Here is a 22,887-nt window from a genome sequence, read left to right as displayed (position 1 = left end):
GCTCTGGCGGCGATCCAGTCGTCCATATCAAATACGACCGCTACTATCAGTCGTCGTCGGTTTCCGCCGACAGGGACGACGTGACCGTGAGGACGGGCACGGACGCGGTCCGGACGACCCCGTCGGCCACGCTGCCGACGGCGAACCGTTCGAACCCGCCGCGTCCGTGTGTCCCCATCACGATGGCGTCGACTCCGTGTTCGTCGGCGTAGTCGACGATTTCCTCGGCGGGATTCCCCTCGGTGGTCGCCGTCACGAACTCGATCCCACGGTCGTGGGCCTCCTCTCCGGTCGCGGCGAGGTTCTCGCTCGCTTGCTCGACCAGCTCCGCACGGCCCTTCTCGCCGTCGAACGCCGAGATCAGGGCGTCCACGACGTCAGCGTCGGCAACGGACAGCAGGTGGACAGTTGCGTCCAGTTGGGCTGCCAGATCCAGCCCCCGGCTGGCCGCGACATTCGCGGGTTCGCTCCCGTCTGTCGGGAGGAGTATTGTCTCGATTCCCGCGGAGGTCGCCGTCGGCCGGGTCACCTTCGGATCGACCACCTCCGAGTTGATCGTCATGACGGGAACGGACGCGGTGCGGACCACTTTGTCGGCGACGCTCCCGACGATCGCCCGCACGACCGCGCCCCGGCCGGAGGTGCCCATGACGATGGCGTCGATCCCGTGTTCGTCGGCGTAGTCGACGATCTCTCGGGCCGGGATCCCCTCCCGGACTGCAGCGGTCGCCTCCAGCCCCCGCGAGGCGGCTTCCTCACTGAAGGAGGTCGCTCGGGCGTTCGCTTGCTCTCGAAGCCGTTCGCGGACCCTGGGCGAATCGCCCGAATAGCCCGTCCCCGTCGCCACGGAGCTGTCCGCAACCGAGAGAACGTGGACGCTCGCGTCGAGTGCGCCGGCCAGGTCCAACCCTCGACGCCCGGCGGTTTCTGCGCGATCGCTGCCGTCGGTCGGAATCAGGAGAGTTTCGAATGTCATCGTAATTAGTGTTCAGTTGTCGGGATTCAGTTGTCGGTATTCAGTCGTCGTCAGTTTTGGAGGGTGTCGATTCCTCGCTTGCCGGCTTGGTGCCTTCGCTTGCCGGCTTGGTGCCTTCGCTTGCCGGCTTGGTGCTTTCCAGCTGGCCGGTCTCGTAGCCGGCCCAGTCGAACTTCTCCTGGAAGTAGATGGCGACGTTTACCAGCGCCAGCAACACCGGCACCTCGATCAGCGGGCCCACGACGGTCGCGAATGCGACCCCGGAGCCGACGCCGAAGACGGCGACTGCGACGGCGATCGCGAGTTCGAAGTTGTTCGAGGCGGCGGTGAAGCCGATCGCGGTCGTCGTCGAGTAGTCGGCGCCGATCCCCCGGCCCATCCCGAAGCTCACGAGGAACATCACCACGAAGTAGATCGTGAGCGGCACGGCGAGCCAGACGATGTCTAGCGGCTGGGCGACGATATTGTCTCCCTGCGTGGCGAACATCACGATCACCGTAAACAGCAGCGCGATGAGGGTGACGGGGCTGATCTTCGGCACGAACTGCTCTTCGTACCACTCTTCGCCCTTGGAACGAACGCCGCCTAGACGGGTGAGGATGCCCCCAGCGAAGGGAATCCCGAGGAAGATGGCGATCGCCCAGAACACCTGCTCGACGGTGATGTCGAAGGCGTCAATCCCGACGACCATTGCGTCCAGCCCCAGTACTGGCGGAAGGAACAGCGCGAAGAACCAGATGTACACCCCGTAGGTGAGGATCTGGAAGACGCTGTTGAACGCCACCAGGCCTGCAGCGTACTCGCTTGAACCCTCCGCGAGGTCGTTCCAGACCAGCACCATCGCGATACACCGCGCCATTCCGATGAAGATCAACCCGAGGAAGTACTCCGGCCGGGCGGGGAACCACGGGACGATCCCGCTGAAGAAGATCACCGCCAGCGCGAACATCAGCGTCGGCCCGATCAACCAGTTTTGAATCAGGCTCAGGCTCAACACCCGCCACTTGCTGAACACCAGCGGGAGTTGCCGGTAGTTGACCTTCGCCAGCGGCGGATACATCATCATGATGAGCCCGATCTCGACGAGGTGGTACTGCTGGATCGGGTCGACGACGGAGGGGGCCAGGAACCCGAGCCCGACCCCGATCGCCATCGCCAGGAAGATCCAGACGGTGAGGTACTTGTCGAGGAAGTCCATCGACCGCGGATCTCCGCAGTCCGGACAATCACAATCCGGCCCGTGTTCGTGATCGAGTTCGCTCATCGTTGTCTCCCCTCCATCGATCTGGCGGAAACTGTCTGAACCGTCGCCGTCCCGTCACGGAACGTTGTTGGTTCGCTTTCCCGACGCAAACGTCTCATATCTCACTTGAACAACTGTTCATCTATAAATGCTCCGCTCTCGGAATTGGGTTCTCACCCCTTCGAAAACACCGAAACGCTCTTACGGGTGGTCTTTCCTTTAAAACGAGTCGGGTCGAGATTAACGTTCAAATCCCGTCGAGACTTACGTCCGAGTCCCGTCGAGAACGGCGAGGATCGCGTTCGCCCGGTTCGTCGCCCGGTATTTCCGCCACCGTCCATCCTTGCGTTTCGTCACCAGTCCAGCGTCCGCAAGCGTCGACAGCGCGTGGCTGATTGCGCTGTCGCTGACGTCGAGCAGCGGCGTGATCTCGCAGACGCACAGCTCCCCGTCCGCCTCGACCAGCAGCCGGACGAGCGTGTACCGGGTGTCGTTGCCGAGTGCCGAGAGCGTCTCCACGTCGGTGGAGATGACGTCGGGATCGAGCAGGGATTCGAGATCGTCGAGCTCCTCGATGCGCCCCTGCAGGTCCTCGCTCCGGCACTCGCCGAGTTCGTCCTCCAGATATCGGCGAAGCCGTTCGACGGATTCAGTCATTATGAGAAAATTTGCATGTTTGTTCAAATAAGTGTTCCGTCTTCTGGTCGATCGGCGGGGACTGAGGTGAGAGGGTAGAGGTTGAAGGAAGGGGACTAGGGTGGAGGATGAACGGTGTTTCGCTGGAGCGGATCCGATACGATAAGTGTCCGCAACCCCTGACGTTGGATAATGACGAAGCGCGATCCGACCGTCGCCAATTGTCGGAACACGCCGAACGAGAGAGTATGAGCAAAGACTACATCGACGTCCGGGGAGCCGAGGAGCACAACCTGAAGGATCTCGACATCTCGATTCCGCGCGAACAGTTCAACGTCGTCACCGGCCTGTCGGGATCCGGGAAGTCGTCGCTCGCGTTCCAGACGGTCTACGCGGAGGGACAGCGCCGCTACATCGAATCGCTGTCGGCGTACGCCAGGAACTTCCTCGGACAGATGGACAAACCGCAGGTGGAGGCCGTCGAGGGTCTCTCGCCGGCGATATCGATCGACCAGAAGAACGCCGCAAACAACCCGCGTTCGACGGTCGGCACCGTCACGGAACTCCACGACTATCTCCGGTTGCTTTACGCCCGCGTGGGGACGCCGCACTGTCCGGAGTGTGGCCGCGAGGTGGGCGAGCAGTCCGCCCAGCAGATGGTCCAACGGGTGATGGCGTTGCCGGAGGGGACCCGAGCGATGATCGCCGCCCCGGTCGTGCGCGACCAGAAGGGTGCCTTCGAGGATCTGTTCGACGACCTCGTCGCGGAGGGGTACACCCGCGTGGAGGTCGACGGCGAGTCGTTCGACCTCTCGTTCGACCGCCCCGACCTCGACGAGAACTACGATCACACGATCGACGTGATCGTCGACCGGATCGTGATCCGCGAGGAGGAACGCTCCCGGATCACCGACTCCGTGGAGACTGCCCTCGAGAAGGCGCAGGGAGTGTTGAAGCTGATCGTTCCCGATCCGCCGGACGGAGCTGGCGAGCAGCTCGGCGGCTCCGTCGCCCGGGCGACCGGGGACCTCTCGGGGGCGGACGACGCCGACACAGACACCGCGGGCGATGACGCGTCGTCCTCCTGGGACGGTGACGGCGACGCCGGGAAGGACCGCCTCGACGTCGAGTTCTCCGAGGAACTCGCGTGTTCCCACTGCGGGATCGACTTTTCGGAGATCGAGACGCGGTCGTTTTCCTTCAACTCCCCGCACGGGGCGTGTCCGGAGTGTGACGGCATCGGCGAAACCAAGGAGATCGACGAGAAGCTGGTGGTCCGGGACACCTCGAAACCCATCAGGGACGTTTTTGAGGCGTGGAGCTACAGCCGGTCGTACTACCGGACCCGACTCGACGCAGTCGCGGAGCACTTCGGCGTGAGCGTCGACACCCCGTTCGAGGAACTCCCCGATGACGTGCAACGCCAGTTCCTCTACGGCACCGACGAGCAGGTGGTCTTCAGGCGGGAGACCAAAAACGGCGTCCGCCGGAAGGAAAAGCGGTTCGAAGGGGTTCTCCCGAACCTGGAACGGCGATACGTCGAAACCGAGTCCGAACGCACCCGCGAACACATCGAGGACTACATGGCGGTGACGACGTGTCCGGCGTGTGAGGGGACTCGGCTCAACCCCCAGTCGCGGTCGGTGCTCGTCGCCGGCACCTCGATCACCGAGGTCAACCGGATGAGCATCGGCGACGCGCTCGCTCACTTCGAGGGGCTGGAAGCCGAACTGACCGACCGCGAACGCACGATCGCCGAAGAGATCCTCAAGGAGATCAGGGCCCGGCTGGGATTCATGGAGGAGGTCGGCCTGGAGTATCTCACGCTCGATCGGGAGGCCTCAACACTCTCGGGCGGGGAGAGCCAGCGGATCCGCCTTGCTACCCAGGTCGGTTCCGGGCTCGTCGGCGTGTTGTACGTCCTCGACGAACCGTCGATCGGGCTCCACCAGCGCGACAACGACCGCCTTTTGAACACCCTCGAGGGGCTGCGTGATCTGGGCAACACGCTGCTCGTAGTCGAACACGACGAGGAGACGATGCGCCGGGCGGATTCGATCATCGATATGGGTCCCGGCCCCGGAAAGCGCGGCGGCGAGGTCGTCGTCCAGGGCGACTTCGAGGACGTCGTCGACTGCGAGGAGTCGATCACCGGCGACTACCTCGCTGGGAGACGGGAGATCCCTGTCCCGGACGAGCGCCGCGAGCGCGACGGCGAACTGGTCGTCCGCGGCGCGCGCCAGCACAACCTGTCGAATCTCGACGTCGAGATCCCGATCGGTCAGTTCACTGCGGTCACGGGGGTCTCCGGATCCGGGAAGTCGACGCTCGTCCACGAGGTTCTTTATAAAGGACTCGTCCGGCGGATGAACGACACTGACGTCAACCCCGGCGAGCACGACGCGATCGACGGCCTCGAGGAGATCGAGACCGTCCGGCTCATCGATCAGTCGCCGATCGGCCGGACCCCCCGATCGAACCCGGCCACCTACACTGGCGTCTTCGATCACATCCGGGAGCTGTTCGCCGAGACCAAACGCTCCAAACAGCGCGGCTACGAGAAGGGTCGGTTCTCCTTCAACGTGAAGGGCGGCCGCTGTGAGGAGTGTGGCGGCCAGGGGACCGTCAAGATCGAGATGAACTTCCTGTCGGACGTGTACGTCCCCTGTGAGGAGTGTGACGGTGCCCGGTACAACGACGAGACGCTGGAGGTGACCTACAAGGACGCGACGATCGCCGACGTCCTCGAGATGAGCGTCGCCGAGGCGTACGACTTCTTCGAGGGGCACACCGGGATCCGCCGCCGGCTGAAGCTACTGAAGGACGTCGGACTCGGCTACATGCAACTGGGCCAGCCCTCGACGACCCTCTCCGGCGGGGAGGCCCAGCGCGTGAAACTCGCCGAGGAACTCGGCAAGAAGGACAGCGGCGACACCCTCTACCTGCTGGACGAGCCGACGACCGGGCTCCACAAGGAGGACGAACGGAAGCTGATCGACGTACTCCACCGGCTCACCGCCGACGGCAACAGCGTCGTCGTGATCGAACACGAACTCGACCTCGTGAAGAACGCCGACCACGTGATCGACCTCGGGCCGGAGGGCGGCGAAGGCGGCGGCGAGGTCGTCGCCACCGGCACGCCCGAGGAGATCGCCCGAGTCGAGGCGTCGTACACCGGCCGATATCTCCGCGATCACCTCCCCGATGTCGACGCCGAGGGGCCCAGAAGCGACCGACGGAAGCCGGCGAAGGCGACCGGCGACGACTGAAACGCGGTTCGACGGGTGGACTGTTCAGCTGTTCGGCAGTCTCAGCGGTTCAGGGTATGAATCGCCTGCCCCTGTGCGTTCTCGGCGGCCTCCATGACCGCCTCCGCAAGCGTCGGGTGAGTGTGGATCGTCGATCCGACGTCTTCGAGCGTCGCGCCCATCTCCACGGCCAGTGACACCTCCGCGATCAGTTCGGAGGCCTCGGGGCCGACGATCTGTCCGCCGAGCACGAGTCCCGTCTCCTCGTCGGCGACGATCCGGACGAAGCCGTCGGTGTGGTCGGCGGTGAGCGCCCGGCCGGAGGCCCGGAACGGCATCTCGCCGACGACCGGCTCGAATCCCTCCTCCTCGGCTTCGGCCTCGGTCATGCCGACCGTGGCGACCTCGGGATCGGTAAACACCGCCGCAGGCACCGCCTGGGCGTCCATCGCGGCGGGCTCGCCGGCGATCACCTCGCTGGCGACGATCCCCTCGTGGCTCGCGACGTGGGCGAGCATTGGCTCGCCGGCGACGTCACCGATCGCGAACACGTGGTCTCTGTTCGTGCGCATTCGGTCGTCGACCTCGATGAACCCGTTGTCGTCGGTCTCGATCCCGGCCGCCTCGAGCCCGACGCCTTCGGTGACGGGCCGGCGTCCGACGGCGACGAGCACCTTGTCCGCGGCGTAGGTCGACTCGACACCGTCCTCGGTCTCGGTGACGACCTGGATGCCGCCGTCGGGCGACTCCTGCCACTCGCTTGCGCCCTCGCCGAACTGGAACTCGATGCCGAGATCCTTCGCGCGCTTTCGGACCACTCGCGCGACGTCGGATTCGTACATCGGCAACGCGTCGTCGAGCATCTCCACGACCGTGACGTCGGTACCGAGCTTTGCAAATACGGTCGCCAGCTCCATGCCGATGTAGCCCGCGCCGACCACGACGAGCCGGTCGGGGATCGTGTCTGCCGCGAGCGCGTCCCGCGAGGTCCACACCTCCTCGTCCGTGAAGTCGAAACCTGGGAGTTCGATCGGCTGCGAGCCGGTGGCGACGATCGCGTGTTCGAACTCGATCGACTCCGATCCCTGCCCGTCGCCGCCGTGGGCGACGCGGACGGTGTTTTCGTCCGCGAACGACGCCTCGCCCTCCACGAGGTTGACGCCGTTGGCCTTGCACAGTTTCTCGACGCCGCCGGTGAGCTGGTCGACGACGTCGTCCTTCCAGCCGCCGAGCCCCTCCATGTCCACTGCGGGGTCGGCGTGAATCCCCATGTGTTCGGCGTTGCCCGCCTCGTGGGCCAGCCCTGCGCCGGTGATCAGCGCCTTCGAGGGGATGCAGCCGTAGTTCAGACAGACCCCGCCGTAGGCGTCACGCTCGACGAGCGTGGTGTCGAGGCCGTGTTGCGCCGCGCGGATGGCGGCGACGTAGCCGCCCGGTCCGGCGCCGATAACCAGTACGTCCGTTCCGGTTGAGATGTCTCCAACAACCATTGTTCGTGTATGATATGCGTCGAATCGTTCCTTAAGTCGGTCGGTTGGATTCCTCGCAAGGCGAACCGCTACTCCAACAACAACCCGCGCCGTCGAACCGCTACTCTAACAACAACAATGGCTCGTTCAGGGAGGACATCACCGTGTTGGTGAACGCCGCCGCCTCGGCGCCGTCGATGACGCGGTGGTCGATGGTCAACGACAGCGGCAGCGTCGGGCGAGCGACCACTTCGTCGTCCTCGACGACAGGACGCTTCTCGATTGCACCCAGCCCGAGGATCGCGGTCTCGGGGTAGTTGATGATCGGTGTCGCGTACTCGCCGCCGATCGCCCCGAAGTTCGTGATCGTGAACGTCCCGCCGCGCATCTCTTCGAGATCGAGTTTCCGCTCCCGCGCCCGGGAGGCGAGGTCGTGAACCTCCCTCGAGAGCTCGAAGAGCCCCTTTTCGTCGACGTTTTCGACGACCGGCACCATCAGTCCGGCGTCGGTCGCGACCGCGATGCCGACGTTGTAATACTTTTTGAGTGCGATCTCTTCGTCCTCCTCCCGGAGTTGGGAATTGAGGATGGGGTACTCCTTCAATCCCTTCACGACCGCTTTCATCACGAACGGGAGATACGTCAGCGAGACGCCCTGCTCTTCTGCGCGGGGTTTCAGGCGTTCGCGCGCATCCGCGAGTGCCGACACCTCGACCGTGTCGTGGTGGGTAACGTGTGGCGCTGTGTACTTCGACTCCTCCATCTGTTCGCCGATCGTTCGCCTGACCCCGCGATACGGAACTGTCTCTTCGGGCCGTTGGGCAGTCCCGGGCTCTCCGGGGGTTGGCGTCGCGGTTTCGACGCCCGCGTCGGCGGTATCCGTCCCCGCGGTCGGCTCCGCAGCCGCTTCGGCCTCGACAGCCGCCTCGAGGGCCCGGGCGTACTCCCGGACCTGCTGTTCGGTGACGAAGGGCTCCCCGTCCCGGGTCAGGTCGGTCGGGACATCGTCGATGTCGACGCCCTCCTCGCGGGCGATCCGGCGCGTCGCCGGCACCGCGAGCGTGTTGTCCCTGCCTGCGGGTTCGACGCCGGTCGGGGTCGCGGCCTCTGCGGTCCGGGCCTCTCCAGTCGCGGCGTCTCTGGTCTCGGCGTCTCTGGTCTCGGCGTCTCTGGTCTCGACTTCCGTGGTCGGCGTCGGTTCGGGCTCCACAGACGCCGTCGCCTCGGCGTGTTCGCGAACGTCGGTCTCCGTGATGCGGCCTCCCGGTCCGCTGCCGGACACTGCCGCGATGTCGACGCCGAGTTCGCGGGCGATCCGACGGGCCGACGGCGGCGCGAACACCCGACCCTCGGGCGTTTCGACGTCCGCTGTTTCCCCGTCGGTTGACTCGACTCCCGCCGGCTCCGGTTCGGCGGCGGGTTCGGGTTCCGTTTCGGGTTCGGCCGCCTCCATTTCGGTGTCGTCGGGTTCGACGGCCGCCTCGACTGTCTCGTCGCCGTCGTCGTCGTCGCCATCGTCGAGTTCGAAACTGATGATCACGTCGCCGACCGGAACCATCTCGCCTTCCTCGACGTACAGTTGCTTTACGGTGCCGTTGTACGGCGAGGGCACTTCCACGAGCGCCTTGTCGGTCTCTACCTCGGCGACCGGCTGGTCCTCGCTTACGGCGTCGCCGGGTTCGACGAGCCAGGAGACGAGTTCCCCCTCCGCGACCCCTTCGCCGACGTCCGGGAGCTTGAATTCTTTGGTGCTCATGGGAACTCGACCGCCTCCCTGATGCCCGCCTCGATCCGGGCTTCGTTCGGCAGGTAGTAATCCTCCAGCGCGTACAGCGGATACGGCACGTCGAAACCGGTTATCCGCGTTACGGGGGCTTCCTGGTAGGCAAGCGCCTCCTCCTGGATGATACTCGTGATCTCTCCGGCGAGTCCGCCGGTTCGGGGCGCCTCGTGGACGACCGCCGCACGGCCGCACTTCTTGAACGCCTCGAGGATCGCCCCCTCGTCGAGGGGGGACAGCGTCCGGAGGTCGACCACCTCACACTCGATGCCGTCCTCGGCGAGGTTCTCTGCGGCCTCCAGCGTCCTGCGCGCCATCGCTCCCCAGGTGAACACGGCGACGTCTTCGCCCTCCCTTCGAGTCTTCGCCTCGCCGAGTTCGATGGTGTACTCGCCTTCGGGCACTTGCTCCCGGAACGCCCGGTAGATGAGTTTCGGTTCGAGGAAGACCACTGGGTCGGGATCCCGTATCGAGGCCGAAAGAAGCCCTTTTGCGTCGTACGGCGTCGAGGGAACGACGACTTTGAGGCCGGCCTCGTGGACGTAGAACGCCTCCTTCGACTCCGAGTGGCTCTCTGGCGCGCGGATCCCGCCGCCGTACGGGGCTCGAAGCGTCATCGGGAGCGTGTACCGTCCTCGGGTGCGGGTTCGCATCCGGGCCATGTGGGAGATGATCTGGTCGAAACCGGGATACATGAAGCCCGAAAACTGGATCTCCGGCACCGGACGCATTCCCATCGCGGCCATACCGACGGAGGTGCCGATGATCCCCGACTCCGCCAGCGGCGTGTCGATCACCCGCTGTTCGCCGAACTCCTCCCAGAGGCCCTCAGTCGCACGGAAGACGCCGCCGTTCTTCCCGACGTCCTGGCCGAGAACGATCACTTCCTCGTCGCGTTGCATCTCGGTGTAGAGTCCGTCCCGTACCGCCTGTACCAGCGTGAGGTTCTGTGTCTCTCGTTCGCTTGCCATGATTACTCCTCCAGGAACGCTTCGTCACCGAGTTCTTCGCGAAGCTGTTCGAACTGTTCGTACTGCTTTTGGAGCCGATCGGGCAGCTCCGCGTACGCGCTCTCGAACATCTCGTCGGGGGTGGGGCGCGCAGTCGACTCCGCGGCGTCGATCGCGTCGGCCACCTGAGCTTCGATCGACTCCTGTATCCCCTCGATCCGGTCGTCGTCGAGGATTCCCTCGCTTTTCAGATACGTCTCCAGCCGCGGGATCGGATCTTTCTGCCGCCAGCGTTCGACTTCCTCTTCGTCGCGGTAGACGCTGGGATCGTCGGCGGTTGTGTGTGCGCCGAACCGGTACTGCACCGCCTCGATCATCGTCGGTCGGCGCTGGCCCTCGTCGGGATCTTTCGCCTTCTCGACGGCCTCCCGCGTGACTTCGTAGACCGCCAGCGGATCCATCCCGTCGACCTGGATCCCCTCGAAGCCGTAGGCTGTGGCCTTCTGTGCGAGCGTCTCCGATTTGGTCTGACGTTCGCGGGGAACCGAGATCGCCCACTGGTTGTTGTTACAGAAGAAGACGTTCGGGGTATCGAACACGCCCGCGAAATTGAGCCCCTCGTGGAAGTCGCCCTCGGAAGTGGCGCCGTCCCCGAAGTAACAGATAAACGCTTTGTCGTCCTCGCCGCGGAGTTTGGAGGCCCACGCTGCCCCCGTCGCGTGCGGGATCTGGGAGGCTATCGGCACCGCGACCGGGAAGATGTTCGCCTCCTCGGGGGCTGAGTTGCCCGCCTCGTGACCCATCCAGTACAACAGCGTCTTCTCCAGCGGGAGTCCCCGAACGAGCGCCCCACCGTGCTCGCGGTAGCTGGGGATCATCCAGTCGTCCTCGTCCAGCGCGTACGCGCTCCCGATCTGGGAGGCCTCCTGTCCGGACAGCGGCGGATACGTCCCCATCCGCCCCTGGCGCTGGAGGCTGACCGCCCGCTTGTCGAAGTGGCGGGCGAGTTTCATGTGCCGATACATGCCGACCAGCGTTTCTTCCTCGAGATCGGGAACCTCACCGACAGCCGTGCCGTCCTCGTCGAGAATTCGATACATGTCGTCCCTTGGATCGCGCTCGAGTACGCTCACGGTCGGACCCACCTACGCATACGGGTGAATCTCGCCGCTCGAGTAATAGAAGTTTCGTAAATAATTTTTCATGGGGAGAAATACTGCCGGCCACGGTACCGGGGTCGCCGTTGATCCAGCTACTGGCTCGCTGCTCGGGCGATGCGACGGGCCTCGTCGAGATTTTCTTCTTCCCGGGCCAGCGCCTCCACGAACAGTTCGCCGGCCCTGTAGGAGGATCTGACCATCGGGCCCGAGGCGCAGTAGCTGAAGCCGAGTTCCTCCTCTGCGACCCGCCGCCAGGTATCGAAGACGTCGGGGTGGACGTACGCGAAAACGTCGAGGTGTGACCTGGAGGGCTGCAGGTACTGGCCGAACGTGACGATGTCGACGCCGATCTCCCTGAGGTCGACGAGCGTCTGGTACACCTCGTGGTCGTACTCTCCGAGTCCGAGCATGATGCTGGTTTTCGTGTACGCGTCCGACTCGCGGCGGACCTGATCGAGCACGGAAAGCGACTGTTCGTAGCCGGCCCGCCGATCCCTGACGGGCCACTGGAGCCGTTCGACGGTCTCGACGTTGTGTGCGATCACGTCGGGCTCGGCGTCGATGATCTTCCGGACCAGGTCGGGCTCGCCTTGAAAATCCGGGATCAACACCTCCACGAGGGTTTCGGGGGCCGCCCGCGTTATTTCCCTGATCGTCTCGGCGAAGTGGCCCGCGCCCTGATCGGGGAGGTCGTCGCGGTCGACGGAGGTGAGGACGACGTAGTCGAGTCCGATCTCCTCGACTGCCGCCGCGACGTCGGCGGGCTCGTCGGGATCCAGCGGGTCCATCCCGCCGGTCTGGACGTCACAGAAGTTGCACCCGCGCGAGCAGCGTTCGCCCATCAGCATGAACGTCGCCGTTCCGGGGCCGTCGCGTCCGCTCCAACACTCGCCCATGTTCGGGCAGTTTGCCTCCTCACACACCGTGTGGAGATCCCGGTCGCGGAGGGCTGATTTGACCTCCGTAAACCGGTTGCCCGATGGCGCCTGCATCTTCAGCCACTCCGGCTTGCGCCTGGTGCTCATACGCTACTGTTGGTGCGTGGAATCAAAAACGTGCGGATCGACTGCTCCGTGACGGGAGCCGACCTCTCGGATCGAGGGGCTCACAGTCCGTGCCGTTCTGTGAACTCCTCGGGCGTGAGGTCGATCCGCTCGAACTCCCCGAAGTCGCGCTCGTGGTGGCGGATCATCTGTTCGACGATCCACGCGCTGAACTCCTCGTCGAACTGCCACTCACCGTCCCGCTGGGGAACCCGAAAGCGGTCGTCGGTCCCGACGGCGGCGTACACGTGATAGAAACCCAGAATGACGTCGGCGAAGTCCTTGGCTTTCCCGGCGGTCTCGGTCCGCTTCCCCTCGAGTTCGGCCCGGCCGTCGTCGGTGAGTTCGAAGTACTTGCGGTCCGGTTCGTCCTCCCGTTCGATCCGCCGGGCCCACTCCTTCTCCTCGAACTTATAAAGGATCGGATACACCGACCCGTACGACGGTTCCCAGTGATCCCCGCTTATTTCGGAAATTTCCTTGAGTATCTCGTACCCGTATCGGGGTTTCTCTTCGAGTAGTTCGAGCACGAGATACGAGATCAACCCCTTCGGCGGACCACTTTTCCGCATCGTCTATCGCTTCCGTACATCGCCGTGAAAGCGTTTCGGTTGCGGTGATGGGGGCCTGACACACTTATATGTCATGTGGGACAATAACAATCTGCATGAGACTTCCACAGACCCGGGACCTGTTCATCCGCGAGTTCGACTTCCCGGCCCATCGGGACACCGTAATCGAGGGGGTCGGCGATGTCGAACTCGACGCGATGTATGGCGATCCAGAGACCATCGCTGAGGTGCTTTCCCGCACCGATCAGGCGGAGTTCGACAGCGTCGACGAACTGTACGACGCGCTGATCACGTTCGTGGGCGAGCAGTACATCGGACGGAAGTTCTACGACGACAGGGGCATGAACCCCGAAACCGACGAGGAGGTGTCGTTTTGATGGATCTCACTGTCGTTTCCGGCGTCCCCGGTGTCGGCGCCTCGGAGGTGTGTCGAACCGCACGGGCGGAACTCGGCGACGGATACGAACTCATCAACTTCGGCGACGTAATGCTCGAGAAGGCCGCCGCCCGCGGTCTCACGAGGGACCGTGACGAACTTTCGAAGCTGAGTCAGCGCGACCTCCAGCTGTTGCAGCGTCGATCTGCCGAGTACGTCGCAGGTCGCGCCCGCGGACGGGCAGTGATCCTCAACACTCATCTCGCGGTCGCGACGGTCCACGGCTATCTGCCCGGGCTGTCCAGGTCGTCGCTTCGGGACGTCGATCCCGACCGGTTCGTGTTGATCGAGGCGTCGCCGGAGACGATTGCCTCGCGACGCGAGGAGGCGAGCTACCGGTCCTACCGCGAGACCGGCGTCCACTCGATCGATTTCCATCAGGACCTGACCCGCACGGCGGCGATGTCGTACGCCATGCAGACGGACGCGCCGGTTCGAATGGTCGAAAACGAGTCCTCCATCGAGGACGCAGCCGCGGACCTCGTCGCCATCGTCACCGAGGGCGATCCCGTCGAGTGACGCCAGGCCGGTTCCGTTCCGCTAGGCTGGGCTGTCGGCCTCGCCTCGATTCCCGCCGCGGTCCCCACCGTCGTCTATCGCGTCGGGATCCGGGAGTACCGAGTCGGGAAGCAGCATGAACGTCCGATTTGCGCCGCCCAGAACCGCAAGCTGGTAGGTCGTCAGGTAGGTTACCACCAGGATCCGGATGGGGAGGATCACCACGGCCAGCGCGAGGATCACGAACAGCACCAGCAGTCCCAGAAGCGCAAGGCCGACTGCGGATTCGACTGCGACGGCGAGACCACCCATGAGACCGACGATCACCAGCCCGGCGATCGCTCCCAGCGCGACCACGATCCCCGCCAGAACGAGCGTCACGATGCTCTGGCCGATGCCGATGCCGAGCGCCAGAAGGAAGTACACCACCAGGTACACCAGAAACTGCACCCACTCGCCCGAAAGCGTCGGCCAGAACCGGCTCCAGGCGCCGAGGACGGTCTCGTCTTCGAGCACCATGATCGGGACGACGAAGTCGTCAGTGAAGGTCAACACCAGCAGCCAGAGCAGGAACACTCCCAACAGCACCAGGCCGGCCAGAACGAACACCGCCAGCCGGGAGGGAACCGCCGGGTCGGCCACGTACAGGCCGTAGCCCGCCAGGGCAACCGGCGCAAAGACCAGCACGCTGACGCCGATCTGAAAGAGGATGAGCCGGATGCCCTGGAGGAACCGACGCTTGAACGGATCCCAAAGCAGGACGTCGTTCGTCCGGAGGGCGTCATAGAAGACGAACTCCAGTACCGTCGAGACGATCGAAAGCAACACCGCAAGGACGACGATCCCGGCGACGATCGCGAGGAGGAACTCCGGTACGGCGAACGGATCGCCGGGCAGAGCGGCTCCGTTCGGAGCCGCGGGTCCGTCTGCCGGAAACCCGTCGGGCAGCGTGAACTCCCCGCCCGCGGAGGGAACGTTCGAGGCGTTGCTCGCGCTGCCGCCGCCGATGAAGAGGACGATCACCGCGAGTTTGACCCAGCGGACCAGGCTAAACGGGAACAGGAACCGACGGGTCGCGTCGATCGCGTCGTCGACCGCGTCGATCGCGTACCAGGTCATGTCCGCCCTGTATCAGCCCTTCGACAAATAGGTTTCTCATCGGCCACTGAAATCGACCGGAGCGTGTCGGCTCAGCGTGGGTGACTCGACCGATTCCGGTAGCGCTTCCGGGACAGCCTCCACCTCGAGGGTCGGCCAGTCTCCGGTTTCCGTCAGCGTTTCGAATCCATCGTCGATCAGGACGGTGTCCTCGCTTTTGGCTCCCTGGACGGTGGGGTTCCAGGCGTACGCCATCGGCGCGTACACCGGCTCTTCGGCGTCCGGCGTTGCGATCCATTCCCGGCCGGCGTAGCCGGCGGCGCCTCCCTGATGGTGGTCGCGCCACTCTCCGTTCCAGCCGAGCGCGTCGTACGCCCGCTGGATCGCTGCGAACACGTCGCCGGCGGTTTCGGGAGTGCCGTTCGTCCCTGGTTCGTTTGTGCCGCGTTCAGCGGCCGCCCGCGTGGCCGCAAGCGCCGTCGCTTCGACTCGTGCAGCAGTCCGGAACCGCTCGCGGAGCCAGTCGGGCGGATCGAACGCGACGGTTCGTGTACAGGAGACGTACAGCCCGCCCCGCTCGGCGGTGACCGATACCAGCGCGTAGTCGCCGAGTTCGGCGTCGGTGGGCGTGTAATGTCGGTACTTCCGTGCGCGTTCGCCGCCGCCGACGAGCACGACCGGCGCCTCGACGTTCCCGGCGGCAAGCGCAATCCGGATCCCCGCGGCGACTTCGTGTTCCGTGTCCCCGGGTTCGAGTTCCCGACAGACACTCTCGACGGCTGCGGCGACCTCCCCTCCGAGTTCGCGATACTGATCCGTGTCCGTCTCGGAGAGCGGCTGCCGGAGCCGACCCGGGTCGAACTCGTCGAATCCGGGAACTGGAACGTCCGCCGCCGCCGGGGTCGGGGAGTGTTCGGCGACGGCTTCTGCGAGACTGCTCGAATACCAGGGTGTTTCCTCGACAGTGAAGGCGTCGGGAACCGCCTCCGCGGCGATGCGCTCCCCTTCGATGTTGTCGGTTACGACGCGGAACTCCCCGTCGTAGCCGGCGGCGGCGACGCCGACCGGGGCGTCGCGATCGACGACGTTGCTGCCGCCGGTGAGCCACGCGAAGCCGTTGGGTCGGGCGAACCACACTGCCTCGAGGCCACGTTCCTCGAGGAATCCGTCGAGTCGGGCGGCCCGTTCGTCGAGATCGACCATACTGTAGCTTCGTTGTCGCCGACTTGAATGCGGCGTGTGCCCTGCGGGATTCGAATCAGGTGGACTCCTGCGACTGAAACGCTCAAGTAGCCGCCACCCCGACAGTGTTTCAATGAGTCTCCGCCCCGATTGGCTCACGTTTCGGCGGTACGCGGGCCTCACCACCGGGATGACGCTCGCGCTGTTTGCAATCGGCGTGTACACGGCCGCGACCGGATCCGGGCTGGCGTGTCAGGCGCAGTGGCCCCTCTGTTCCGATCAGCTGGTGCCGGCGCTCACGTTCAATCCCGACTTCGTGGAGTGGTTCCACCGCGTGTGGGCGATGGTCACCGGGTTTTTCATCATCGGCATGGCGGGCTGGGCGTGGCGACTGGACGACCGCCGAATCCGGCTTGCAGCCACCCTCGCAGTGGTCGTGTTGCCGCTGCAGATCGCAGTCGGGGCCGTCACCGTCACCGTCGGCGGGCTCGTCCCCGGCGGCTACACGATGTCGACTCATGCGCTCCATCTGGTGGTCGCGCTGCTCATCTTCACGTTTCTCGGGCTCGCGACGTTCTGGGCCGGATCCGACGGTAGGGGCCCCTCGGTTCGCCGGGTTCGGCTGACGCTTTTCGCCGCGCTCGGATTGCTTTTGGCCGGCGCAGTCTTCTCCCGGGCGATCCCCCTGCTCACGTACTCCCCCGGGGCGCAAGCGTGGTTTTACGGTCTGTCGCTTTCCGGATATCTGGCGCTGCTCTCGGTCGTGGTTGACACGTACGAACGGGGCGGATTTCCCGGTTCGGACCGGGTCCGCGCTCTCACCATCGCCGCGATCGCGCTGCTCGTTGGGACGCTGTTGCTCGGTCGTGACTTGGTTCTCTACGACGCGACGTGGCAACTCGTCAACCTGCTCGTGCTCGCCGGGGCGCTCGTCGGCGTCGCCGCCGCCGCGTGGCTGCTCGGGCGGGAATCTCCAACGTCGGCTTCGCGTTCCGGCGTGACGGATGCGGACTGATCCGCCGAGTCGAATCATCGCCGGTTGTCGCCTTGCCCGTGCAAAATTTGCGAGTGCGTCGACACCAGAAAGGTTGAAACCGCTCCTCGCCGTTGCAACTGAGTATGACACGCCACGTCACCGATTCCGTAAGCCGTCGGACGTACTTGCAACTGACTGGAGGGTCCGCCGTCGCCGGATTGACTGCCACCGCAGGCTGTCTGGGTGGCGACGACCTGCTGACGCCGGGCACCGCCCCGGGCTTCCCGCCGTTCGAGATGATCGAGGACGGCGAACTTGTCGGGTACGACATCGACCTGCTCGAGGCGGTCGTCGCCGAGACCGACTACGAACTCGACGAGTGGGAGGAGTTCGAGTTCTCCTCGCTCATTCCGGCGCTGCAAAACGAGCGGATCGACGTGATCGCCGCCGCGATGACGATCACCGAGGATCGCCAGGAGTCGATCGCCTTCTCGAACCCGTACTACAGCGCAGACCAGACGGTTCTCGTCCGTGAGGGCGGCGACTTCCAGCCGACCTCCTTCGGCGACTTCGATGGTGTGACGGTCGGCGCCCAGGAGGGGACCACCGGAGCGGGTGTCGTCGAAAGCGAGCTCATCGAGCCGGGGATCATCACCGAGGACGACTTCAGTCGGTACGGGAACTACGTGCTGGCAGTCCAGGACCTCGAAAACGAGAACATCGACGCGATCGTACTCGACCAGCCGGTGGCCGAGACGTTCGCCGCCCAGCGTGACGTCGAGGTCGCGTTCGTCTTCGAGACTGGCGAGCAGTTCGGGTTCGGCATCCGGCAGGCCGACGAAGACGTCCAGGCCGGGCTCAACGATGGCCTCGCTGTGGTCCAGGACGACGGAACCTACGAGGAGATCACCGCCCGCTGGTTCGGCGAGTAATGCCGTCCGCGGCGGGTTCCGTGACGATCCCGGGCTCGCTATTCGGTCCAGTAGCCGACACGCTGTTGTTCGTCGGCGACCTCGAGGACTGGCTGTACGTCCTCGACAACCTGGATTACCTCTTCGGCGGGCTGGTCGTCACGATCGGGTTGACGATCGCGAGCATCCTCCTGGGATTTGCAGTCGGCTTCCCGGCAGGCGCGATCGAGGTGTACGGCGGCCGGTACAGCCGGACGTTCGTCGAGACGGTCGGTATCGTTCTCCGGGGAACACCGATCGTCGTTATCCTGATTTTCATGTACTTCATCCTTCGCGCTCCGGACCTCTACTTCGGCTTTACGACCATCTCCGGCGCGGTCGTCGCCGGCATCCTCGGGCTCGGCCTCCGTAGCGGCGCCTACCAGTCACAGATCTTTCGCGCGTCTTTACAAAGCGTCCACAGCGGCCAGCTCGAGGCGGCCAGGGCCATCGGCATGACGAAACGCAATGCGGTTCGACACGTCGTCGTTCCGCAGGCGCTCCGACGCTCGGTGCCGGGCTTTCAAAACGAAGTGACCATCGTGTTAAAGGACACGAGTATTGTCTTCGCGATCGGCCTCGCGGAGCTACTGACCCGCAGCTATCAGCTGTTCACCACCGCGGAGGGCAACACCGCGGTGCTGGAGATCATCCTGTTTATCAGTGCGATCTACTTCGTGCTCACGTTCTCGACGAACCGCGCGCTGGATTACGTCAGCGACTACTACGCGATCCCCTCGGGTGAGACGACATGAGACGAGACGACACGAGTACAGACACCGAACGGAAACTGGACGGCGTACAGGACGACCTACTGCGGGTCGAGAACGTCTCGAAGTGGTACGGGGACGAGCAGGTGTTGCGAGAGGTCAGCTTCGAGATGGAGAAAGGCGACGTCACCGTGCTTATCGGCCCCAGCGGCAGCGGGAAGTCGACCATGCTCCGGTGTGTAAACCGACTCACTGACGCCCAGGAGGGCGACATCTACCTCGACGGCGAACTGGTCACCGCATCCGACATGGACGTAAATCGTCTCCGCCGCGAGGTCGGGATGGTGTTTCAGGACATCAATCTCTTCGCTCACCTCACTGCACTCGGGAACGTCGCTCTCGGGCCACAGCGCGTGCTGGACCTCGACAAGCAGACGGCCCGCGATCGTGCCCGACGGCAGCTCGAACAGGTCGGACTCGCCCCGCAGGTCGACTCGTATCCGGCGGAGCTCTCCGGCGGGCAGAAACAGCGGGTCGGCATCGCGCGGGCGCTGGCGATGGAGCCGAAGCTGATGCTGTTCGACGAGCCGACCAGCGCGCTGGACCCCGAACTCGTCGGCGAGGTGCTCGAGGTAATGCACGACCTCGTCGAGGAGGGCATGACGATGCTCGTGGTCACCCACGAGATGAGCTTCGCCCGATCTGTCGCCGACGAAATCGTCTTCCTCGACGGCGGCGCCGTCGTCGAGCGCGGGCCCCCCGAACAGCTGTTCGAACACCCCGAGCGCGATCGGACCGCGCAGTTTCTCAGCCGGATCACGCAGCTCCACGACTGACATGCCAGACACCACCACACCCTCGGGTACGACCCGTCCCGCGACGATTCGGGGCCGCGTCGACGAGGCGACGCCCTCGGTCGGTCGGCTGGCGCTGTACGTCGCCGGCGCGGTGTTCTGGGGATGGGTGCTGTTCCGGTGGGTGAACCGGTGGCTCGGGGAGCCGTTCGTGCCCGACGGGGAGCCGATGGTTCCAGCGGCGGCAGTAGAAGCGGCACTGGCGGGACTGCCGGTGATGGGAGCCTACGCCGGCGGGATCGCCTTCGCCGTCGAGACGCTCCCCCGACTTGCGGGCGGGCTGTGGCTCACCGTGTTGATCACGCTGTCGAGCCTCTTCGTCGGCTTCTTCATTGCAGTTCCGCTCGCGGTGACGCGTGTGTACGGCAACTATTCGGCGTACGCTTCACTCGCGTACACGGAACTGCTTCGGGGGACGCCGCTTCTCGCACAGCTGTTCGTGCTCCACTTCGGTCTCAACATCGGCGGATACGTCCCGACGTTCCTCGAAGGGGTGTTCCCGCGGAACGTCGTGTGGGTCGCGATCGTCGGGTTCATCCTCAACGGCGCCGCCTATCAGGCGGAGTACATCCGTGGATCGTTAGAGAGCGTCGAGACGGGACAGATAACCGCGGGTCGGGCGATCGGGCTCACGAAGATCGAGACGATCTACTACGTCGTTCTCCCGCAAGGGCTCCGGTACGCGATCCCCTCCTGGACCAACGAGTTCGTCTACCTCATCAAGTACTCCTCGCTCGCGGCATTCATCACTGTCCCCGAACTGTACTACCGGGCGTTCGCGATCGCCTCCGATACGTTCCGGTACACCGCGATATTCGTCGTCGTCGGCCTACTGTATCTCGCCTTGGTGCTCACTGCCTCCAACGTGATGGCATGGATCGAACGGAAGACCGCGATTCCCGGGGTCGGCACCGGAAGCGAGCGGTGAGCGGCCGACTCGTGGCGGGTCGGTCGTCCCGGCAGTGTCGCCCCCCACGCCAGCGTTTAAGACTGCCCGGTCGGATGCTTCGAGTATGCTCCACGCGAAGGGGCCGCTTCTCACCGTCGACGTGAGCGAGCGGACCGCAACCGCAACCGAGATCGACGACCTCCTCGCTAGCCACATCGGCGGCCGGGCGGTCGCGACCGCGCTGGCCCACGAGCGGATCCCGTTCGACGCCGATCCGTTCGGGCCCGAAAACCGGGCGTACCTCGCGACGGGGCCGTTACAGACGAGTCAAACGTCGTTCACCGGACGCATGTCGATGACCGGGCTGTCGCCGCTTTCCGACGGGCTCGCCTCGACGAACGCCGGGGGATTCCTCTCGCGGAACTTCGCGGACACCGGCTACTCGGTGTTCGAACTCGTCGGCGCGAGCGACGAACTACTCGCAGTACACGTTCGCGATTCCGACGGGGAGGGCCGACCCCGTGTCACGTTCGAATCCGTCCCCGAACTCGAGGGAGCGACCGTCTCGGAGACGTCCGACTACATGGAGGACTACCACGATCTCGGACCCGAAAACTGCATTGCGATCGGCCCGGCGGGCGAGAACCTGGTCCGGTTCGCGTCCGTGATGACGTTCGACTCGCGGGCGTTCGGTCGCGGCGGCCTCGGCGCGGTGCTGGGCTCGAAGAACGTCAAGTGCGTCACCTTCGCTGGCGACTCCCGACCCGAACTCGAGGTTCCCGATCCGCCGGAGTCGGAGATCCACCGGGAGGCGGCGACCTCGGACGACCGGATGAAACGCCAGGGCACCACCGGCGGCACGGAGTTCATCAACGAGAACTTCTCGCTTCCGACCCGATACTTCGAGGAGTACCACTTCGAGGACGCCGCGGGGATCGGCGGCGACGCAGTCGAGGAGAAGAAGTATCGCACCGGCACCTGCTCGTCGTGTGCCTACGCCTGCAAGCTCCCCACTCGCGACGAGACGGAAGGGATCGAGACCGAAGGCCCGGAGTTCGAGACGGTGTACGCGTTCGGCTCCAGCCAGGGCGTCGGCGACATCGTGGACGTGATGAAGGCAAACGAGCTGTGTGACGAACTCGGGATGGACACCATCTCGGCGGGCGTGACCGTCGCCGCGTACCTCAAAAGCGAGGACGCCTTCGGCGACGCCGAACTCGCACGCCAGGTGACCGAACGGATCGCCCACCGGGAGGGAATCGGCGACCTGCTCGCGGAGGGGGTCTCCCGCGCCCACGAGGAACTCGGCGTCGACAACTACACGGTAAAAGGGATGGAGTTCGCCGCCCACGACGGCCGCGTGCTCCACGGGCAGGGTCTGTCGTATGCGGTGGCCAACCGCGGTGCAGACCACATGTACGGCGGGATGCTGGGTCCGGAGTATAACGGCGAGATCGATCCAGAGGGAACACTCGGGAAAAGCGAACTGCTGGTGAAAAAGGAGAACCGCAACGCGGTTCGGGATTCGGCCATCATCTGTGCGTTCTCAGGTGATTACATCACAGACGAGCGACTGGCGGCGCTTCTCGGTGCGGACTACGAGAACCTGCTCGCAGTGGGCGCCAGGACGGTCGAACGGGAGCGTCACTTCAACAACAAACGGGGGAAAGATCGTGCGGACGACCGACTACCTTACGAAATCCCCGATCTCGCGGCGGCGATCGAAGAGTACTACGAGGAACGCGGCTGGAACCCCGACGGGACTGTTCCCGACGACGCGGTCGACGCGGGGGCCGTTCCGGCAGTAGATTCGCCCTGAGTGGTGGTTCAAATAAAAACCCTGGTGTGCAAGACCAGTATGATTTCTGTATTGACCGTCCAATTTCGAGCATGTCCTCGAGCGAACGGAAACCCGATCTCCTGGTTTCGTACTCGCTTAGTAGCGGAGAGGAAATAACTGAGGCAGTAGTAAATGCCTTCCTCGCTGTCGAGGTCGATGTACACGAGAAACCGACGACGCTCCACGATTGGGTCGAGGCTGACGTCTTCGAGACTCTCGACTGGACTTGCCGCCCGGTTCGTCTGAGCACCCGCATCTGGGGTCACTGGGTCGCAATCACTGCCGAGGAGGTTCGAATCTACAGAGACGGTGGACCGAGTGCCACGTGAACGTCTGGTAGTTGACGTCTTCCGCCATGAAGAGGATCGACGTCTCTC

Annotated in this window: 21 protein-coding genes; 10 read left to right on the top strand and 11 right to left on the bottom strand. The window is 64.7% G+C overall.

The features are described 5' to 3' along the window. Positions 1-46: 46 nt before the first annotated feature. The 3 genes from AArcSl_RS02055 to AArcSl_RS02045 all read right to left on the bottom strand — a co-directional run bounded on the left by AArcSl_RS02055 (position 47) and on the right by AArcSl_RS02045 (position 2,876). Positions 47-976, bottom strand: coding sequence for a universal stress protein (locus AArcSl_RS02055; protein WP_119814291.1), 930 nt, complete (start codon positions 974-976; stop codon positions 47-49). Between the two features lie 40 nt (positions 977-1,016). Beyond that, positions 1,017-2,240: an ACR3 family arsenite efflux transporter gene (gene arsB, locus AArcSl_RS02050; RefSeq protein ID WP_119814288.1), complete on the bottom strand. Its 1,224-nt coding sequence runs from the start codon at positions 2,238-2,240 to the stop codon at positions 1,017-1,019. Between the two features lie 243 nt (positions 2,241-2,483). Next, entirely contained in the window at positions 2,484-2,876 is a 393-nt protein-coding gene (locus AArcSl_RS02045; protein ID WP_119814285.1) for an ArsR/SmtB family transcription factor, read from the bottom strand. A gap of 227 nt (positions 2,877-3,103) precedes the next feature. Here AArcSl_RS02045 and uvrA point away from each other — a divergent pair, with 227 nt between their 5' ends. Next, complete coding sequence (uvrA, locus tag AArcSl_RS02040; RefSeq protein ID WP_119821666.1) at positions 3,104-6,124, top strand: excinuclease ABC subunit UvrA; 3,021 nt, start codon at positions 3,104-3,106, stop codon at positions 6,122-6,124. A gap of 41 nt (positions 6,125-6,165) precedes the next feature. Here the strand turns inward: uvrA and lpdA are convergent, their stop codons facing one another. From lpdA to AArcSl_RS02010, 6 genes are all read right to left on the bottom strand, one after another. After that, on the bottom strand, positions 6,166-7,593 hold the full coding sequence (lpdA, locus tag AArcSl_RS02035) for a dihydrolipoyl dehydrogenase (RefSeq protein WP_119814282.1): 1,428 nt from the start codon (positions 7,591-7,593) through the stop codon (positions 6,166-6,168). A 100-nt stretch (positions 7,594-7,693) separates the two neighbouring features. Then, positions 7,694-9,328: a 2-oxo acid dehydrogenase subunit E2 gene (locus AArcSl_RS02030; protein ID WP_119814279.1), complete on the bottom strand. Its 1,635-nt coding sequence runs from the start codon at positions 9,326-9,328 to the stop codon at positions 7,694-7,696. After that, the gene (locus AArcSl_RS02025; RefSeq protein WP_119814276.1) at positions 9,325-10,323 is read right to left on the bottom strand and encodes an alpha-ketoacid dehydrogenase subunit beta; all 999 of its coding nucleotides are present in this window, start codon (positions 10,321-10,323) and stop codon (positions 9,325-9,327) included. The genes AArcSl_RS02030 and AArcSl_RS02025 overlap by 4 nt, the downstream gene beginning before the upstream one ends. Before the next feature lie 2 nt (positions 10,324-10,325). Beyond that, complete coding sequence (gene pdhA, locus AArcSl_RS02020; RefSeq protein ID WP_119821664.1) at positions 10,326-11,435, bottom strand: pyruvate dehydrogenase (acetyl-transferring) E1 component subunit alpha; 1,110 nt, start codon at positions 11,433-11,435, stop codon at positions 10,326-10,328. A 119-nt stretch (positions 11,436-11,554) separates the two neighbouring features. Beyond that, positions 11,555-12,487, bottom strand: a complete 933-nt coding sequence (gene lipA / locus AArcSl_RS02015; RefSeq protein WP_119814273.1) for a lipoyl synthase — start codon at positions 12,485-12,487, stop codon at positions 11,555-11,557. Positions 12,488-12,567: 80 nt separating this feature from the next. Next, positions 12,568-13,077 (bottom strand): PadR family transcriptional regulator, encoded by a 510-nt coding sequence (locus tag AArcSl_RS02010; protein ID WP_119814271.1) that lies wholly within the window; start codon positions 13,075-13,077, stop codon positions 12,568-12,570. A gap of 95 nt (positions 13,078-13,172) precedes the next feature. Here AArcSl_RS02010 and AArcSl_RS02005 point away from each other — a divergent pair, with 95 nt between their 5' ends. Both AArcSl_RS02005 and AArcSl_RS02000 read left to right on the top strand, forming a co-directional pair. Beyond that, the gene (locus AArcSl_RS02005) at positions 13,173-13,454 is read left to right on the top strand and encodes a DUF5789 family protein (RefSeq protein WP_119814268.1); all 282 of its coding nucleotides are present in this window, start codon (positions 13,173-13,175) and stop codon (positions 13,452-13,454) included. Beyond that, entirely contained in the window at positions 13,454-14,032 is a 579-nt protein-coding gene (locus AArcSl_RS02000) for an adenylate kinase (RefSeq protein ID WP_119814265.1), read from the top strand. Before AArcSl_RS02005 ends, AArcSl_RS02000 begins: the two co-directional genes overlap by 1 nt. A gap of 21 nt (positions 14,033-14,053) precedes the next feature. Here AArcSl_RS02000 and AArcSl_RS01995 read toward each other — a convergent pair whose 3' ends face one another. Together AArcSl_RS01995 and AArcSl_RS01990 are read right to left on the bottom strand one after the other, a co-directional pair. Continuing rightward, positions 14,054-15,130: a DUF7544 domain-containing protein gene (locus AArcSl_RS01995; protein ID WP_119814262.1), complete on the bottom strand. Its 1,077-nt coding sequence runs from the start codon at positions 15,128-15,130 to the stop codon at positions 14,054-14,056. A gap of 36 nt (positions 15,131-15,166) precedes the next feature. Continuing rightward, positions 15,167-16,312, bottom strand: a complete 1,146-nt coding sequence (locus tag AArcSl_RS01990) for a M24 family metallopeptidase (protein ID WP_119814259.1) — start codon at positions 16,310-16,312, stop codon at positions 15,167-15,169. A gap of 169 nt (positions 16,313-16,481) precedes the next feature. Between AArcSl_RS01990 and AArcSl_RS01985 the strand changes: the two genes are divergently transcribed. The 7 genes from AArcSl_RS01985 to AArcSl_RS01955 all read left to right on the top strand — a co-directional run bounded on the left by AArcSl_RS01985 (position 16,482) and on the right by AArcSl_RS01955 (position 22,839). Continuing rightward, positions 16,482-17,306 carry a COX15/CtaA family protein gene (locus AArcSl_RS01985; protein ID WP_119821662.1) on the top strand — a complete coding sequence of 275 codons (825 nt, stop codon included), beginning with the start codon at positions 16,482-16,484 and terminating at the stop codon, positions 17,304-17,306. 104 nt (positions 17,307-17,410) lie between these two features. Continuing rightward, positions 17,411-18,199 (top strand): transporter substrate-binding domain-containing protein, encoded by a 789-nt coding sequence (locus tag AArcSl_RS01980; protein WP_119814256.1) that lies wholly within the window; start codon positions 17,411-17,413, stop codon positions 18,197-18,199. Next, a complete protein-coding gene (locus AArcSl_RS01975; protein ID WP_119814254.1) occupies positions 18,199-18,972 on the top strand; it encodes an amino acid ABC transporter permease in 774 nt (257 codons plus the stop codon). The genes AArcSl_RS01980 and AArcSl_RS01975 overlap by 1 nt, the downstream gene beginning before the upstream one ends. Next, positions 18,969-19,763 carry an amino acid ABC transporter ATP-binding protein gene (locus AArcSl_RS01970; RefSeq protein ID WP_119814251.1) on the top strand — a complete coding sequence of 265 codons (795 nt, stop codon included), beginning with the start codon at positions 18,969-18,971 and terminating at the stop codon, positions 19,761-19,763. Before AArcSl_RS01975 ends, AArcSl_RS01970 begins: the two co-directional genes overlap by 4 nt. A 1-nt stretch (position 19,764) precedes the next feature. Continuing rightward, complete coding sequence (locus AArcSl_RS01965) at positions 19,765-20,709, top strand: amino acid ABC transporter permease (RefSeq protein ID WP_119814248.1); 945 nt, start codon at positions 19,765-19,767, stop codon at positions 20,707-20,709. Positions 20,710-20,794: 85 nt separating this feature from the next. After that, entirely contained in the window at positions 20,795-22,489 is a 1,695-nt protein-coding gene (locus AArcSl_RS01960; RefSeq protein ID WP_119814244.1) for an aldehyde ferredoxin oxidoreductase C-terminal domain-containing protein, read from the top strand. A gap of 71 nt (positions 22,490-22,560) precedes the next feature. Next, positions 22,561-22,839 carry a hypothetical protein gene (locus tag AArcSl_RS01955; protein WP_119814241.1) on the top strand — a complete coding sequence of 93 codons (279 nt, stop codon included), beginning with the start codon at positions 22,561-22,563 and terminating at the stop codon, positions 22,837-22,839. Positions 22,840-22,887 lie beyond the last annotated feature (48 nt).

The sequence above is a fragment of the Halalkaliarchaeum desulfuricum genome (assembly GCF_002952775.1).
In the GTDB taxonomy this organism is placed as follows: domain Archaea; phylum Halobacteriota; class Halobacteria; order Halobacteriales; family Haloferacaceae; genus Halalkaliarchaeum; species Halalkaliarchaeum desulfuricum.
This window is presented reverse-complemented; position numbering and strand designations above follow the sequence as displayed.

Coding starts and splice junctions, on each gene's coding strand:
- AArcSl_RS01990 (WP_119814259.1), bottom strand. CDS start 16,312: ATGGTCGATCTCGACGAACGGGCCGCCCGACTCGACGGATTCCTCGAG.
- AArcSl_RS02010 (WP_119814271.1), bottom strand. CDS start 13,077: ATGCGGAAAAGTGGTCCGCCGAAGGGGTTGATCTCGTATCTCGTGCTC.
- uvrA (WP_119821666.1), top strand. CDS start 3,104: ATGAGCAAAGACTACATCGACGTCCGGGGAGCCGAGGAGCACAACCTG.
- AArcSl_RS02000 (WP_119814265.1), top strand. CDS start 13,454: ATGGATCTCACTGTCGTTTCCGGCGTCCCCGGTGTCGGCGCCTCGGAG.
- lpdA (WP_119814282.1), bottom strand. CDS start 7,593: ATGGTTGTTGGAGACATCTCAACCGGAACGGACGTACTGGTTATCGGC.
- AArcSl_RS01955 (WP_119814241.1), top strand. CDS start 22,561: ATGTCCTCGAGCGAACGGAAACCCGATCTCCTGGTTTCGTACTCGCTT.
- AArcSl_RS01985 (WP_119821662.1), top strand. CDS start 16,482: ATGACGCTCGCGCTGTTTGCAATCGGCGTGTACACGGCCGCGACCGGA.
- lipA (WP_119814273.1), bottom strand. CDS start 12,487: ATGAGCACCAGGCGCAAGCCGGAGTGGCTGAAGATGCAGGCGCCATCG.
- AArcSl_RS02025 (WP_119814276.1), bottom strand. CDS start 10,323: ATGGCAAGCGAACGAGAGACACAGAACCTCACGCTGGTACAGGCGGTA.
- AArcSl_RS02055 (WP_119814291.1), bottom strand. CDS start 976: ATGACATTCGAAACTCTCCTGATTCCGACCGACGGCAGCGATCGCGCA.
- arsB (WP_119814288.1), bottom strand. CDS start 2,240: ATGAGCGAACTCGATCACGAACACGGGCCGGATTGTGATTGTCCGGAC.
- AArcSl_RS01995 (WP_119814262.1), bottom strand. CDS start 15,130: ATGACCTGGTACGCGATCGACGCGGTCGACGACGCGATCGACGCGACC.
- AArcSl_RS02045 (WP_119814285.1), bottom strand. CDS start 2,876: ATGACTGAATCCGTCGAACGGCTTCGCCGATATCTGGAGGACGAACTC.
- AArcSl_RS02005 (WP_119814268.1), top strand. CDS start 13,173: ATGAGACTTCCACAGACCCGGGACCTGTTCATCCGCGAGTTCGACTTC.
- AArcSl_RS01960 (WP_119814244.1), top strand. CDS start 20,795: ATGCTCCACGCGAAGGGGCCGCTTCTCACCGTCGACGTGAGCGAGCGG.
- AArcSl_RS01980 (WP_119814256.1), top strand. CDS start 17,411: ATGACACGCCACGTCACCGATTCCGTAAGCCGTCGGACGTACTTGCAA.
- AArcSl_RS01965 (WP_119814248.1), top strand. CDS start 19,765: ATGCCAGACACCACCACACCCTCGGGTACGACCCGTCCCGCGACGATT.
- AArcSl_RS01970 (WP_119814251.1), top strand. CDS start 18,969: ATGAGACGAGACGACACGAGTACAGACACCGAACGGAAACTGGACGGC.
- AArcSl_RS01975 (WP_119814254.1), top strand. CDS start 18,199: ATGCCGTCCGCGGCGGGTTCCGTGACGATCCCGGGCTCGCTATTCGGT.
- AArcSl_RS02030 (WP_119814279.1), bottom strand. CDS start 9,328: ATGAGCACCAAAGAATTCAAGCTCCCGGACGTCGGCGAAGGGGTCGCG.